At 41.7% G+C, this 15,163-nt stretch carries 16 protein-coding genes; 1 reads left to right on the top strand and 15 read right to left on the bottom strand.

All coding sequences use genetic code 11. The features are described from left to right. Positions 1 to 266 precede the first annotated feature (266 nt). The 10 genes from DXA60_RS03925 to ylxM all read right to left on the bottom strand — a co-directional run bounded on the left by DXA60_RS03925 (position 267) and on the right by ylxM (position 7,506). Entirely contained in the window at positions 267 to 1,163 is an 897-nt protein-coding gene (locus DXA60_RS03925; protein WP_117919716.1) for an Rpn family recombination-promoting nuclease/putative transposase, read from the bottom strand. 277 nt (positions 1,164 to 1,440) lie between these two features. After that, positions 1,441 to 2,298, bottom strand: a complete 858-nt coding sequence (locus tag DXA60_RS03930; RefSeq protein WP_117919718.1) for an iron transport-associated domain protein — start codon at positions 2,296 to 2,298, stop codon at positions 1,441 to 1,443. A gap of 44 nt (positions 2,299 to 2,342) precedes the next feature. Further along, entirely contained in the window at positions 2,343 to 3,125 is a 783-nt protein-coding gene (locus DXA60_RS03935; RefSeq protein WP_117919720.1) for a metal-dependent transcriptional regulator, read from the bottom strand. 76 nt (positions 3,126 to 3,201) lie between these two features. Continuing rightward, positions 3,202 to 3,921 carry a tRNA (guanosine(37)-N1)-methyltransferase TrmD gene (trmD, locus tag DXA60_RS03940; protein WP_117919722.1) on the bottom strand — a complete coding sequence of 240 codons (720 nt, stop codon included), beginning with the start codon at positions 3,919 to 3,921 and terminating at the stop codon, positions 3,202 to 3,204. Then, positions 3,918 to 4,451 carry a ribosome maturation factor RimM gene (rimM, locus tag DXA60_RS03945; protein WP_117919724.1) on the bottom strand — a complete coding sequence of 178 codons (534 nt, stop codon included), beginning with the start codon at positions 4,449 to 4,451 and terminating at the stop codon, positions 3,918 to 3,920. Before rimM ends, trmD begins: the two co-directional genes overlap by 4 nt. Before the next feature lie 15 nt (positions 4,452 to 4,466). Beyond that, the gene (locus tag DXA60_RS03950) at positions 4,467 to 5,204 is read right to left on the bottom strand and encodes a hypothetical protein (protein ID WP_117919726.1); all 738 of its coding nucleotides are present in this window, start codon (positions 5,202 to 5,204) and stop codon (positions 4,467 to 4,469) included. Between the two features lie 80 nt (positions 5,205 to 5,284). Further along, positions 5,285 to 5,515 (bottom strand): KH domain-containing protein, encoded by a 231-nt coding sequence (locus DXA60_RS03955; RefSeq protein ID WP_006858539.1) that lies wholly within the window; start codon positions 5,513 to 5,515, stop codon positions 5,285 to 5,287. Positions 5,516 to 5,533: 18 nt separating this feature from the next. Next, positions 5,534 to 5,779: a 30S ribosomal protein S16 gene (gene rpsP / locus DXA60_RS03960; protein WP_006858540.1), complete on the bottom strand. Its 246-nt coding sequence runs from the start codon at positions 5,777 to 5,779 to the stop codon at positions 5,534 to 5,536. Positions 5,780 to 5,814: 35 nt separating this feature from the next. Continuing rightward, positions 5,815 to 7,161 (bottom strand): signal recognition particle protein, encoded by a 1,347-nt coding sequence (gene ffh / locus DXA60_RS03965; RefSeq protein WP_117919728.1) that lies wholly within the window; start codon positions 7,159 to 7,161, stop codon positions 5,815 to 5,817. Continuing rightward, the gene (ylxM, locus tag DXA60_RS03970; RefSeq protein WP_117919880.1) at positions 7,162 to 7,506 is read right to left on the bottom strand and encodes a YlxM family DNA-binding protein; all 345 of its coding nucleotides are present in this window, start codon (positions 7,504 to 7,506) and stop codon (positions 7,162 to 7,164) included. A gap of 309 nt (positions 7,507 to 7,815) precedes the next feature. Here ylxM and DXA60_RS03975 point away from each other — a divergent pair, with 309 nt between their 5' ends. Continuing rightward, positions 7,816 to 8,208, top strand: coding sequence for a pe-pgrs family protein (locus DXA60_RS03975; protein ID WP_241070934.1), 393 nt, complete (start codon positions 7,816 to 7,818; stop codon positions 8,206 to 8,208). Between the two features lie 109 nt (positions 8,209 to 8,317). Here DXA60_RS03975 and ilvA read toward each other — a convergent pair whose 3' ends face one another. From ilvA to acpP, 5 genes are all read right to left on the bottom strand, one after another. After that, positions 8,318 to 9,529, bottom strand: a complete 1,212-nt coding sequence (gene ilvA, locus DXA60_RS03980) for a threonine ammonia-lyase (RefSeq protein WP_117919732.1) — start codon at positions 9,527 to 9,529, stop codon at positions 8,318 to 8,320. Positions 9,530 to 9,552: 23 nt separating this feature from the next. Continuing rightward, on the bottom strand, positions 9,553 to 10,494 hold the full coding sequence (ftsY, locus tag DXA60_RS03985) for a signal recognition particle-docking protein FtsY (protein ID WP_117919734.1): 942 nt from the start codon (positions 10,492 to 10,494) through the stop codon (positions 9,553 to 9,555). Between the two features lie 29 nt (positions 10,495 to 10,523). Then, positions 10,524 to 14,084, bottom strand: a complete 3,561-nt coding sequence (gene smc, locus DXA60_RS03990; RefSeq protein WP_117919736.1) for a chromosome segregation protein SMC — start codon at positions 14,082 to 14,084, stop codon at positions 10,524 to 10,526. Between the two features lie 15 nt (positions 14,085 to 14,099). After that, positions 14,100 to 14,786 carry a ribonuclease III gene (rnc, locus tag DXA60_RS03995; RefSeq protein WP_117919738.1) on the bottom strand — a complete coding sequence of 229 codons (687 nt, stop codon included), beginning with the start codon at positions 14,784 to 14,786 and terminating at the stop codon, positions 14,100 to 14,102. Positions 14,787 to 14,931: 145 nt separating this feature from the next. Further along, complete coding sequence (acpP, locus tag DXA60_RS04000; RefSeq protein ID WP_006858544.1) at positions 14,932 to 15,162, bottom strand: acyl carrier protein; 231 nt, start codon at positions 15,160 to 15,162, stop codon at positions 14,932 to 14,934. Between the last annotated feature and the right edge of the window lies 1 nt (position 15,163).

Genomic DNA, 15,163 nt, shown 5'->3' on the forward strand with positions numbered 1-15,163 from the left:
TTGGGAAGATGTAATCATGTTTTGATTACATTTTGCGGAAACTCAAGGTGTTTTTGGTGGAAAGTTTACAATTTTATCTCTGTTTTTTTATTCCGTTTTCCTTGTATAGCTTGTTTTTATTGGGGAAATTGTGTGTTGCAGACATGCAACGTTTTTTGATGTGTTGAGAAATCTTATCATTAAATGTTGGCACCACCTGTATCGGTTATGCAGTTCTTCCTTGATACAGATGGTGTTACTGTGGTATAAACTTTTGTTTTATGAAATCAAAGTACTTCATCTGTGTGCACAGGATATGAGATTCCATGTTCGGTAAGAAGTTTTTCCAAAGCCTGCTTCTCTAACTCCAGTTTTTCTTTCTCTGCTGTCAAATTCTGGTTTTTCGCTGTCAGGCTTTGATTTTCTTCCGTAAGTTCTTCCATCTTTTTGTTTATCGTGTTCTGCAGTCTGTAATAGTCATCCCTTGCGCGGCATTTCTGGCGTGTGATCTCATCTGCATTTAATTCATATAATGCTTTGGATGCTTCTTCCATTGTTTTACTTTTCTTTGCAAGCATTCTGATCTCCTCCCATGTGGTTGCGGTGAACAGCTTCCCCCAGTAGTCTATCCGGCTGGCTTTATCCTCCGCAGTTGCCTGTTCTATCTGTGTTAAGTCTATCACATTCAAAATAAATTTGTCACTATATATACGATGATTTTTTACATTCATAAGTTTATAGGATGCATTAAATTCCCGGCTTCCTGCAAATGGTGGAAAGTTTAGAAATCCGATATGTATCACCGGTTTTGCCATTGTATATTCCTCTCCCCGGCAAAGCTGGTCGTAAGAGCGGCACAGATAACTTAAGGAACGGTCTTCCCAGTTCAATTCATTCTCCATCTGCATTTCCAGATTGATCAGTGTGGTATCATTCAACAGTACCACAATATCCAGTATGAACTCTTTTGCATCATAATTGTCCCCAGGTTCGATCGGATTCGTGATCCTGACTGATGTTATTTCTTCTGGTTTTAAATGTAACAGAGAGCAGATCAGTCCCTTTAATACTTTTTCATTTCTCTGTAATATTGCACGGAACATGTAATCATTGGTCATTCCATAATCAATGCGTCCTGTCGCTTCAAGGTAAGATGCACGTACTTGTTTTTCTTCTTTTGCCATAGGCAGTCTCCTCTACTCCTTCTTTTTCATTTTGAATTTTGATTTTTTACTTTTTTGATTCATTTCACGATCTTTATTGTTGAAATTTTGGCGAAACGCCGGATTTAAAATATGAGTGTGCTCCATGATAAGAGCCTTGTCCGGACAATAGAATGTCCGAACGGATTTTTCATATGAATATATATTATCACAATTGTAGTGTTTTTGACAAGTTTTAAATAAATATATCGTTCCCCTATTTCAATTTATCTTATTTCAATGTTCTGCAGGAAGTTTGCTACATTCTAAGAACCAGTGTAGCAATACTTTCCGGCATATGTAAAACACCGACACTGCATGTCATCGTCAGTTGTATCTGACCGGTTATTTTTCCATTCGGAAGCGATTCTAAACAGATCTCATCAAATGGTATCCACACAATACCATTCTCAATCGGCAATTTTTTCAATCCATCATCCCTGCACTTACATTTGATTGTCTGCAAATGGCCGTGCAGCAGCATCCGATGATTGTTGCCCGAATATGCAGTAACCTCCCTGATACAAAGTTCGAGACATGACTCTTTTTGACACACATATAACTTTGCCGGTTTTTCAAATCCACGATCTGCCATGGAAAGTCTCTTACATTCCCTGCCCTGCCGGTAAATAGAAAAATCAACCTCATATGTACCATATGGCAGTACCACTCCTGCATTTTCCTGTGGATCATCCAGCATCTGCCCCAGATTTTTCTGCCCGATATTTTCATACTGCAAATGCATTTTTTCTCTCTGGCATATTGTCTGGATCGTTTTGATATCAACTGCATCAAGCATTCCTGCTACCGCCTGATAACGTGCCTCCTTTTCCACACCGATCCGCTCAAAATAATAAATTAATTCCTTTTCTACATCCAGATAATATTCTAAAACTTCATTTCCTTTTTTCGTAAATTCATATCCATTTTCCGTCAGAATACCAAGTTCCACGCTGCGTTTTAAACATCTTGAGACCGTAGATCGATTCACAGAAAGACTCCTTGCAATTTCCGCTTCATTACAGCCTGCCCCATCCTGCTGCTGTTTTCTTAATCTTTTCAGACATTGCAGTTGAAACATTGTTGGTCTGCATTCTTCAATTTCACTGATAAACATTTCCTGTAAACTCCTTTTTCGCAATTACACAGCCATTTTCACGATCAGATCAGGGAAACGGTAAGGATACAGATATCATCCTCTTTCGGTTCCTCATCTTTCATCTGAACGATCAATGCAACGGTTCCTTCTGATATCAGGTCGCTCCGCTGCACATTACATTCAAGCGCCTCCGTTAATATTGCATATCTTCCATCCTGTCTTTTTGCCACACGCCATTCTTCCCCATAATAATAAAAGACCTGTGGTTCATTCCTTTTCTGCTCTAACTCCAGGTAAAGATAACTCTCATCACAGATTTTCACTTTTACTTTCTTCTTAAACACCTTATATTCCTTTGCCAGTGTCCTTGGACATCTGCACTCTTTGGTATAAATTGCAATCGGCATCTCCCTCTCTCCGTATGGGAAAAGAAAATTTAAATCATTTCCACTCATAGAATATGAAAAAACATGACGTTTTTTCAAAAACATCCGAATCCCCATATAAACCTCACCATCGATCACATATTCAATTTCTTTCGCATTCCGTTCTGCCGACTGCTGGTCAATCCCGGATATCATCATTAAAAACTCCGTAAGAATACGATATTTTTCCAGATATTCCTTTCCTTTGTTTATACCAATTGCCGTAAGATATATATGGCGTTTATCATCCCTGTATAAATACCCCTCTTCTAAAAGACTATCCACAACACGGTTAACTTTGTTTGCTGATGCCTCAAAATAACGTTCCAGATCTGATCTCGTAACCTGATCCTTTCTCCGCTTTAACAGATACATCGCCTTTAAATAATCTTCTTTTTCATGTTTTCTTTTGTCTGTCATCCGATAGTCTCCCCTACTTATCGTTAGATTCAACTAATCTATTATAACATAAAATGAGCCTTTTGCAACGGCTCATTTATGGTCTCCACTTTTTCTGTTCCTTTTCTGTCAGCACTGCCCTTGCAAACAGATCCGGTCTTCTTTCTTTCGTCCTTATAATAGATTGCTCCCTGCGCCACTCGTCTACAAGTTTATGATTGCCTGACAAGAGTACCGGCGGAACTTTTTTACCCATCCACTCCTCCGGCCGGCTATACTGCGGATACTCTAACAGATCTCCCTCAAAAGACTCCGTAGAACCGGATTCATCGTTTGTCAGCACTCCAGGTACCATGCGGGAAATCGCATCCACCATGACCATCGCCGGAAGTTCGCCTCCCGTCAGTACATAGTCACCGATCGAAACATAATCCGTCACGATCTCCTCTAAGACGCGCTCATCAATTCCCTCATAATGTCCACACAGAAAAATCAGATTCTCCTCCTTCGCAAACGACTTTGCAGCCTGCTGGGTAAAAGTCGGTCCCTGTGGTGTAAGGTAAATAGTACGCGGTTTTGCACCAATCTTATCAACGATCGATTTCCAGGCATCATAAACAGGCTGCGCCTGCATCAACATTCCAGCCCCACCGCCATATGGATAATCATCTACTTTTTTATGTTTATTGATCGTATAATCCCGGATATTTACCGCTTCGATCGAGAGCAGTCCCTTCTCGGCGGCTCTGCCGATAATACTGGTGTTTAATCCCTGCATGACCATATCCGGAAACAATGTCAAAATGTAAAAATTCATGCTTCCTCCCGCCTGCTGTTTAAGTCTCTTAATCCATCAAGCAGGTGAACCTGCATCGTACCACCTTCGATATCCACCTGTTTTACACAGTCTCTGATCGCAGGAAGTAAAATATCATCTGCACCTTCTTTGCTGATTACATAGACATCATTTGCACCTGTCTGCAGCACATCCGTCAGTTCTCCTAAATCTTCGCCCTCATCCGATGTTACTTTAAGTCCGATGAGATCTGCAATAAAATACTCATTTTTCTTCAACTTTACCGCATTTTCCCTGGTGACATACAGACTTTTTTTTCGAAACCTCTCCACATCATTGATGTTGTCATATCCTTTGAATTTGAGTATCACCATATTTTTGAAGAACTTTACCCCGGCAATTTCGAGTGTAAGGTTTTCTTTTCCGGTGTCTAAGATTACCTGTTTTAATTTTTTAAAGCGTGCTGCATCATCTGTGGTCGGAAATACTTTCACTTCCCCACGCACACCGTGTGTCGTTGTAATGACACCTACCTGAAGTAAATTCTCCATAAATCCTCCATTCTGTCATTTAATCCTGATCACAACATTCTCGACCAGGCCTGTTTTCTGATTTGTAAAATTAATCTGCACGGAACCGCCTTTTTGTACTTTGATCTTTTTTGCCGAATTCAGATAAGACGTACTTTTCCAGTTCTTATCATAATAAGTAAATGACGTGATCTTCCATCCTGTTTTCGCTTTCACGTCAAACTTTAATGTTTTATTATTTGCAGATTTGTAATCATAAATATTTGTATTTTTAAACTGATTTTTTAATTGTTTATTTCCAATTTTGTAACTTGCAGCCGGATTGCTCCATTTATAAACAGTCAGTTTTGACGTAAAAGTTGTCAATAACCTGCCTGTTTTTACCGTCACTTTGATTGTTGAGGTTCCAGCCTTTAATGGTTTGATCCGGACATTATTGTCACCTATGGCAATCTTTGCCACTTTTCCATTTGAGCTGCTCACTTTTGTGATTCTTCCGTTTGACGGCATATTTCCTACTTTATATACGTATGTCCTTTTGTTTTTCGGGCAATATACCTGCGTGAGTTTTCCGCTAAAACGCATTTTTGTATAAGCACCTTTATAGGATTCATTTACGATGCCTTCTGTCCCATCCAGCACATTTTCTTCGATAAATACGGTATCATTCCCTGTGTCCGTTAATCTTTCAGCAGCACTTGCCATTACCGGCATCTGTATAGCTAACAGGAATGTCATTAAAAATATACAACACTTTTTTGCAATACCTCTCATTCTTATTCCCTCTCTTCCTTCCCTGATAGAAAAAAAACCGGCTGCACCATGTTCATGATCACGCCGGTTTACTGTGAAGATTACTGCATAATCTCCACAATCACTTTTTTCTCTTCTTTTGAGGCAGCAGCCTTTACAACAGAACGGATCGCTTTCGCAATACGTCCCTGTTTGCCGATTACCTTACCCATATCAGACTGTGCAACGCGCAACTCTAATACGATCGCTTTTTCATTCTCGGTCTCAGTTACAACAACTTCATCCGGGCAATCAACAAGTGCCTTGGCAATTACTTCTACTAATTCTTTCATAGGTCCACCTCACTGATCCTATTTCTCAATACCAGCATTTTTGAAAATTCTTGCTACGGTATCTGTTGGCTGAGCTCCGTTTGCTAACCATTTCTTTGCTAAGTCCTCATTTACATGATACTCGCTTGGATCTTTAGTCGGATCATATGTTCCAATCTCTTCGATGAACTTTCCATCTCTCGGGGATCTGGAATCAGAAACTACGATACGATAGAAAGGTGCTTTCTTCTGTCCCATTCTTCTTAATCTGATCTTTACTGCCATTACTTTCACCTCCTTAAATTTTTGCTGTTCATTTATTAAAAAGGAAGTCCTTTAAACATTCCCTTTTTACCTTTTTTCATCATGCCAGGCATCTGTTTCATCATTTTCTTTGCCTGGTCAAACTGCTTTACAAGACGGTTTACTTCCGCAATATCAACGCCTGCTCCCTGTGCGATCCTGCGCTTTCTGCTCGGATTGAGCAATGAAGGGTTCTGTCTCTCCTCGACTGTCATCGAAAAGATGATCGCCTCGGTACGCGCCATATTCTTTTCAGCCGCTCCCTCGTCAATCTCAGGCATCTTGCCACCGCCAAGTCCCGGCATCATACCAAGAATACTGGAAAGACCGCCCATTTTTTTCATCTGACTCATAGATTCTAAATACATCTCAAAGTCAAACTCATTCTTGCGCATCTTTTCTTCGAGCTTTTTGGCTTTTTCCTCGTCGATTTCACTCTGTGCTTTCTCAATGAGAGTCAGCACATCACCCATTCCAAGAATCCTTGATGCCATACGGTCAGGATAAAACTGCTCTAAATCAGAAAGTTTTTCTCCCATACCTGCGTAAAGAATCGGTTTTCCGGTCACTGCCCTTATGGAAAGCGCCGCACCACCTCTGGTGTCACCATCAAGTTTGGTAAGTACCACACCGTCAATTCCGATCTTCTCATCGAAGGTCTTCGCAACATTAACGGCATCCTGTCCTGTCATGGCATCAACAACTAATATTGTCTGTGATACCGCAACATTTTCTTTTATCTGAATCAATTCAGCCATCATGTCTTCATCTACATGAAGACGTCCTGCTGTATCGATGATCAGCACATTAAAATCATTCTTTGTGGCATGCTCTACCGCAGCCTTTGCAATATTTACAGGAGTATTCTTATCTCCCATGGAGAATACTTCCACACCCTGTTTTTCACCATTGATCTGCAGCTGTTCGATTGCTGCCGGGCGATAAACATCACAGGCGGCAAGCAGCACCTTCTTGCCTTTGGCTTTTAACTTTCCGGCAATCTTTGCTGTTGTGGTCGTTTTACCGGCACCCTGAAGCCCTGCCATCATAATGATCGTCAGTTCTTTGCCCGGACGAAGTGCGATTTCTGTTGTCTCAGACCCCATCAGGCGAACCATCTCTTCGTTTACGATCTTAATGACCATCTGTCCCGGATTCAGTCCGTTCATCACGTCCTGCCCGATCGCGCGCTGCTGCACGTCTTTTACAAATTGTTTGACCACTTTGAAATTGACATCGGCCTCTAAAAGAGCCATCTTAACTTCCTTTAAAGCAGCCTTCACATCATCTTCTGTCAAACGACCTTTGCTTCTCAGGTTCTTAAATACATTCTGGAGTTTTTCGGATAAACTGTCAAATGCCATCTATAGCTCCTCTAATATCTGGTTGGAGATCTGCTCGATCTCTTCTAATACTGCCTCGTCATGATTCTTATAGAACTCTTTTGTCAATGCATGAATCTTTGTTACCATACCTCTTGCGGTCTGGAACTTCTCGATCAGATGAAGTTTACTCTCATATCCTTCCAAAGTCTTCGTACATCTCTTTACCATATCATGTACACCCTGACGGCTGATTCCCTCTTCATCTGCGATCTCACCGAGTGAGAGATCATTGAACACAAAATCCTCGTATATCTTTCTCTGATGTTCGTTTAAAAGTTCTCCATAGAAATCATAGAGATACGCCTGTTCAATCTTTTCTTCCATTTTATATCCCAATCTGTACTCTCACATCAGCACCTTGCATAGATTATCATAAAAAAGAATAGGTGTCAAGCATTTTTTCTTGACACCAGTATTTATTTTTTCTTAAAACAAGACTTTTTTCCTATATCAATCTTGACAATTCTTTTTTCTCTTGTTTATAATGTGTGTAAGCAATGAGCAATGCCAAACATGGAAATGACAAAAAAGACTGCTTGCAGGCTCTTTTCCGGCATGCATTGCGGACTAAAGTACCACATGAAATAAACCTGTTTTGTACTTGCGCAAAACTGCTCAGGAATGGAGGTTCCAATGAAAAATAAATATCAGAAACCTGCAATTTATCTGACACCAGAACATACAGAAGGCATTTACCTTGCAAGTGGTTCAAATGCCGCAGCCGGTTCCGTAACTGCGACCTACATAGGTGTATGGGACAGATGGGACGGTGGCGGAAAAGGTCTGGTTGCCGTAAACTGGAGCAATGTGACCGGCAGTGTTACGCTGACGCTTTCTTTCAATAACTCGATCGACCAGGTTGAGGTTGCAGGATATACAGCATCCACCTCAATCTCCGGCAATTCCGTGAAACTGATTTTTGATCCGAATTCCGGTTCTGATCTCACACTCGGTATCCATTTAAACCACTCCGGTGCAAGTATTGACAGTCTTACAATGACAGGTCAGTCTTACACGGTATCATAGCAGATTTAGCTGCATATGCTCTCATGTAATATCAGAAGCAGATTTATTGCATAGATCAAAATAAGGAATTTCGTTTTCTTTTAACGAAATTCCTTATTTTTTTAGAATCTTACAGACTTGCTCTGACTAATTTCGGTTTATAACCATTTTTCTCTAATGCTTTGATGATCTGATTTTTGTGATCGGTACCAAAGCACTCTAAAGTGATACGAAGCTCCACGGCTGCATTGCGGTTTGTGCTGATAAACTGATTATGCTCTAACTTAATCACATTTCCCTGCTCTGCTGCAATCGTTGCGGCTACTTTTGACAATTCGCCCGGCTTATCCGGAAGAAGTACAGATACCGTAAAGATACGGTCACGGAAGATAAGTCCCTGCTGTACCACGGAAGACATTGTGATCACATCCATGTTACCACCACTTAAGATTGATACGACACGTTTATCTTTTACACCAAGATGTTTCAACGCTGCTACCGTAAGAAGGCCCGAGTTTTCCACAACCATTTTATGGTTTTCCACCATATCGAGGAATGCAACAACAAGCTCATCATCCTCAACCGTAATGATATCGTCTAAGTTCTTTTTGATATATGGGAATATCTTGCTGCCCGGTGTCTTTACTGCAGTACCGTCTGCGATCGTGTTGACACTTGTCAGTGTCGTTACTTTTCCTGCTTTAAAAGAAGCCTGCATACAGTTTGCACCTGCCGGTTCCACACCGATCACCTTGATCTTTGGATTTAACAGTTTTGCAAGTGTAGATACACCTGTTGCAAGTCCGCCTCCACCGATCGGAACTAAGATATATTCCACAAGCGGAAGTTCTTTAAAGATTTCCATTGCGATCGTTCCCTGTCCGGTTGCCACTGCAAGATCATCAAACGGATGAATGAATGTATATCCTTTTTCCTCTGCTAACTCATATGCCTTCTGGCATGCCTCATCATAAACATCTCCATAGAGAACAACCTCAGCGCCATAGCTCTTGGTACGGTTTACTTTAATCAAAGGTGTTGTTGTCGGCATCACGATGACAGCTTTGCAGCCATAGCATTTTGCAGCGTAGGCAACACCCTGCGCATGATTTCCTGCTGATGCAGTGATGAGTCCTTTCTTACGTTCTGCCTCCGTCAACGTGCTGATCTTATAATAAGCGCCACGCACTTTGTACGCACCGGTAAACTGCATATTCTCCGGTTTTAAATATACTTTGTTTCCTGTCTGTTCACTTAAGAAATCAGAGTATACCAGTTTTGTCTCTAAAGTGACTTCTTTTACTTTTTCACTAGCTTCCTCAAACTTGTCTAATGTTAACATTTATTTTCTCCTTCATCTGTTTATTATTCTGCCTGATCTTTTACATCAAAAAGTGCATTTACAAATTCATTGGAATCAAACTTCTGCAGATCCTCAATCGTCTCTCCGACACCGATATATTTGACCGGGATTCCAAGTTCTGAATGGATTGCAACAGCGATACCACCTTTGGCGGTGCCATCCATCTTTGTTAAAATGATACCCGTAATTTCTGCTACTTCCGAAAATTGTCTTGCCTGGGCAAGTGCATTCTGACCTGTTGTTGCATCTAAGACCACCAGAGTCTCACGGTATGCATCCGGATATTCTTTTTCCAGAATACGGTTGATTTTCTTTAATTCTTCCATGAGATTTTTCTTATTATGGAGACGTCCAGCCGTATCGCAGAGCAGTACATCCGCATTTCTCGCTTTTGCTGCTGCGACCGCATCATATACGACTGCCGCCGGATCTGCCCCTTCCTGTCCACCGATCATCTCAACACCGGCACGGTTTGCCCATTCTAACAACTGGTCACCTGCTGCTGCACGGAACGTGTCGGCTGCTGCAAGAACAACCTTCTTCCCTTGATCTTTTAATTTGCCAGCCAGTTTTCCAACGGAAGTCGTCTTCCCTACACCGTTTACACCGATGACAAGTACCACAGACTTTTCATTTTCAAACCGGTACGCAGTTTCTCCGACATCCATCTGTTCTTTGATGCTGTTGATAAGAAGTTCCTTGCACTCTACCGGATCTTTGATCTTATTTTCTTTTACTTTTTCTTTGAGATTCTCAATGATCGACTCCGTCGCATTGACACCGATATCCCCCATGATCAGGATTTCTTCGATTTCTTCATAAAAATCATCATCAATACTGGAAAATCCGCTGAAGATCGAATCGATCCCGGATACGATGTTATCTCTCGTCTTGCTGAGTCCGGAAACCAATCGGCTCCAGAATCCTTTTTTTTCTTCTCCCATACATCCTGCCTTTCTTATTTGTCCAAATATTATTTATCTAAATCGTTTTCGATCAGATTAACGGAAACCAGTGTTGAAACACCTTTTTCCTGCATCGTGATACCGTAAAGACGGTCTGCTGCAGCCATTGTACCACGTCTGTGTGTGATCACAATAAACTGTGTGTTCTTTGTCAGCTTATGCAGATACTTTGCAAACCTTGTTACGTTTGAGTCATCAAGTGCCGCCTCGATCTCATCTAACAGACAAAACGGCGATGGCTTTAAATTCTGGATCGCAAATAACAGAGCGATCGCTGTCAGTGACTTTTCTCCACCGGACATCTGCATCATATTCTGCAGTTTCTTTCCGGGCGGCTGTGCAATGATACGGATACCGCACTCTAGGATATCCTCATCTTCCACCAGTTCAAGTGTACCTTTTCCACCACCGAACAGTTCTTTAAATACCGTATCAAACTGTTTCTGGATCTCTGCAAATTTTTCCATGAACTGTTTACGCATTCCTGTATCGAGTTCCTCAATGATACCGAGCAGCGTTTTCTCCGCCTCGATCAGATCATCATGCTGCGTTTTTAAAAACTCATAACGTTCCGATATCTCTTTATAATCCTCGATCGCATTGACATTGACATCACCGAGTCTCCGGATATCGTCTTTGATCTGTGTGATCATTTTCTTTAATGCTGCAGGATCAGCATAAGAATCATCCCTAAGATCCATCGCAGCATGAAGTGTCAGCTCATATTCCTGCCACATATAATTCGTCTGATATTCTCTCGCTTCATCGAGCTTTTCATGCTGGCTGTTCAATCGGAACACTTCTTTGTCGAGATCAGCGATCTGATCTGACATTTCCTCCCTTTTCCGGAAAAATCCTTTCTGTGCAGCCGACATCTCTTCTTTCTTCTGCGTATAATCGTTAAGCTGCTGTTCTAAACCGGCATGTGTATCATCCGAAGCAAGAATCGTCTTTTTCAGCTCCTCGATCTCAAGCGTTTTCTGCTTTGCCTCTTCTTTCGCCTCTCCTGCCTGTGTGACTAACTGCTCTCTTTCCTGTGAAAATCTTGTGATCTCACTTAAGATACGTGAAATATTAGACTGCGCAAATTCTGCCTTCTGCCGGATACCAGCTTCCTCTAAAGCGATCTTTGAAACTAGCTCTGCCGCTTCTTTCTCCTTCGTCTGATATTCCTCTAAACGCTTTCCAAACTCTTCATTTTCCTGTTCGATCTCTTTTTCACGGACTGCTGCATTCTCGATCTCAGCCACGATCTGTACTTTATTTTGTTCAAGTTCTGCAAGCTGCTCCTCGATCTCAGTTCTCTCTGCATTAAGACCTGCAAAAACAGATTCCCTCTCGTTTTTCTGCTCTGTGGCACGGTCTAAGTTCATTTTTGCCGTATTCTGTAAAATATACTGTTCCTGCAGTTTTTCCTTACTGCTTTCCATGTCTTCTTCTAACAGCGATTGTGCTGTTTTAATATCTTCCAGGCGGTCTCTCGACTCTTTGATCTGGCTTTGCAGTGTAGCTACAAGTGTTTCAAGTTCTTCCACTTCACGTCTTCTTGCAAGAAGATTACTGGTATTTTTAAATGCACCACCGGTCATGGAACCACCCGGATTTAAGCACTCACCCTCAAGCGTTACGATGCGAAAAGAGTAGCGGTATTTTCTTGCTAATGCAATGGCATCATCAATCGTCTCCGCAACAACTACCCTGCCAAGCAGATAATTCGTCACACCATCATATCTTGCATCATTTTTTACCAGCGTACTTGCAAGTCCTATGACACCACGTTCACGCAATGCTTCCTGATTTTTAAAACCACTGCTGCCGTTCACGCTCGTAAGAGGAAGAAATGTTGCCCTTCCATAACGGTTCTGCTTCAGATAAGCGATCATCTGCTTTGCTGTATCTTCATCCTCTGTGACAATATTCTGGATACTTCCGCCTAATGCAGTCTCGATCGCAACTTCGTATTTTTTCTCAACCTGGATCAGATCTGATACTACACCTAAAATTCCTCTGTGTCTGTCTTTCTGCTCCATTACACGACGGATACTGTTTCCATACCCATCGTAACGTTCTGCGATATTTTTTAAGGTTTCTAATCTGGACTGTTCTTTATGGTATCTGGTAACATCCTGCTCTAGTTTCTGACTGGTCCCGGAATACTTTCTGCGCCACTCGCGGTTCTTTTCTTCCATTGCAGCCGTCACTTCTTTCAACCCGCGGATCGTTTCATTGACATCATCTAATTCCTGCTGATACGCAGACAGCACATTATCTAAATCTTCTTCCTCTGTCTTTCTGGCAAGAAGTCTCTGTGTAAGTTTCGCTTTACGGATATTGATCTGCTCTGCCATCGTATCAAAACGCTGCTGTCTCGCCTTGATGGATGCCTTGTTATTAAGAAGTTCGATGATCTCGCTCTTTCCACGTTCAATCCCCTCACTGCATTCTTTCATTCCATTTCGCAGATCTTCTAATTCTTTTTCGGCAGCCTGCTTTCTCTCAGAGATCCCGGCTAATGCCTCTAAGAGTTCTTCCCGTTCCCTGCCATAAACTTCTTTCTGTCCGATGCGCTCCTGTCTGTCTTTTTCGATGGAATCCAGCCTGTTTTTTAAATGCTCGTCCGTCATCTCCGCTGTATGGATCTGCTCTTTTAAGACATTGATCTGACCTTCTAATTTTCCTTTTAAAACAGTAGAACCGCTCAGGTTATCACGCACTGCGGTGATTGCCTGCTCTAACTGTTCAATCTCTGATTCCATGCGCTCATATTCCGTTTTGACCTGCTCATAAGAATCTTTTGACTCATTCAGCTGTGCATTGGCAATGCCGCACTTTTCTTCTACCTCACGAAGCTGTGCGTCAATACGTGTCATCTCCATCAGAAACATATTGACATCATATGTTTTTAATTCTTCTTTTTTCTTTAAATAAACATGCGCTTTTTCTGCCTGTTTTTGAAGCGGACCAACCTGGCGCTCCAGTTCACTTAAGATATCATTGACACGAACCAGATTTTCACGCTCATTCTCTAACTTTTTCTGCGCAGTTGCCTTGCGCTTTTTATATTTTACAATTCCGGCAGCCTCGTCAAACAGCTCTCGCCGTTCTTCCGGTTTACCGTTTAGGATTTTCTCGATCTGTCCCTGTCCGATAATGGAATATCCTTCTTTTCCGATACCGGTATCATAAAACAGCTCGGTCACATCTTTCAGACGGCAGGTATTGCCATTGAGCAGGTACTCACTCTCCCCGGAGCGGTACACACGCCTTGCGACCGTAACTTCCTCATAATCTACAGGAAGTTTATGATCCGCATTGTCAAGTGTGATCGCAACATAGGCATAACTGAGCGGCTTACGGTTTTCCGTTCCCGCAAAAATAATATCCTGCATGCTGGCACCACGAAGCTGCTTTGCACTCTGTTCACCAAGAACCCAGCGCACCGCATCTCCGACATTGCTCTTACCACTGCCGTTTGGTCCCACAATTCCTGTGATCCCGTTATGAAAATCAAAAACGATCTTATTCGCAAATGATTTAAATCCCTGCACTTCAATACTTTTCAGATACATACTAAACCTCATTCTTTACAGTTTTGGTTTCAAAAGCAAAAGTGCCTGGTAGGCAGCTTCCTGCTCTGCCGCTTTTTTCGTGTGACCGCATCCCTCCCCGATCACTTTATCTCCGATGCGTGCTTCGACCGAAAACTTTTTATCATGATCCGGTCCTTCTTCTGAAATCAGTTCGTAATGCAGACTCTCCTTATAATTGCCCTGCACAACCTCCTGTAAAATAGTCTTGCTGTCATAAAACAGCTTTTTGTGTTCAATATCTGTCAGGATAAATTTATGTATAAACTTTTTCGCCGGCTCAAAACCACCGTCTAAATAAATGGCTCCGATCACAGACTCTAATGCATCTGATAAAATTGACTTACGCTTTCTTCCACCTGTCTGGTTCTCACCTTTGCCAAGCAGCAGATAATCACCAAGATCCATCTCTCTGGTGCAAAGTGCAAGTGTCGGCTCACAAACGATACTTGCGCGAAGTTTTGTCAGATCCCCCTCCGGCAGATCCGGATAATTGCGGTACAGAAAATCACTCGATACGATCTCTAAAACTGCATCCCCTAAAAACTCCAGCCGCTCATTATCAGAATGTTTTTTCATATGCTTTTCATTGGCATATGAACTGTGTGTCAGTGCCTGACGCAATAAACCTTCTTTCTCAAATGTATATCCTATCCGATTCTGCAATTCCTGTAACTTTGACATTTCATCCTCCCTAGTCAGGGGCTTTTTTCTACCTTACTGTCCGTCCAGCAAAATATAAAAAAGACTCTGTTTTTTATTATAATAACGGAAAAGCCCTTGCCTGACAAGATTTTGTCTTCAACAAGGGCATACGTTATCCTTTTATTTAGTTTAAAGCATTTTTGATCTGCTCAACTGCATCTGCAACTGTCACGATATGCTCAGCATCCTCATTTGCGATCTCGATATCGAATTCTTCTTCAATTCCCATAATGATCTGAAAAATATCAAGGGAGTCAGCTCCAAGATCATCCACAAAAGTGGTATCCATTGTGATCTCCTCCTCATCTACATTTAATACCTCTGCAATGATTTTTTTCAGTTTTTCAAATTCCATA

It is taken from the genome of Roseburia sp. OF03-24 (genome assembly GCF_003463035.1).
Lineage (GTDB): Bacteria > Bacillota > Clostridia > Lachnospirales > Lachnospiraceae > Roseburia > Roseburia rectibacter.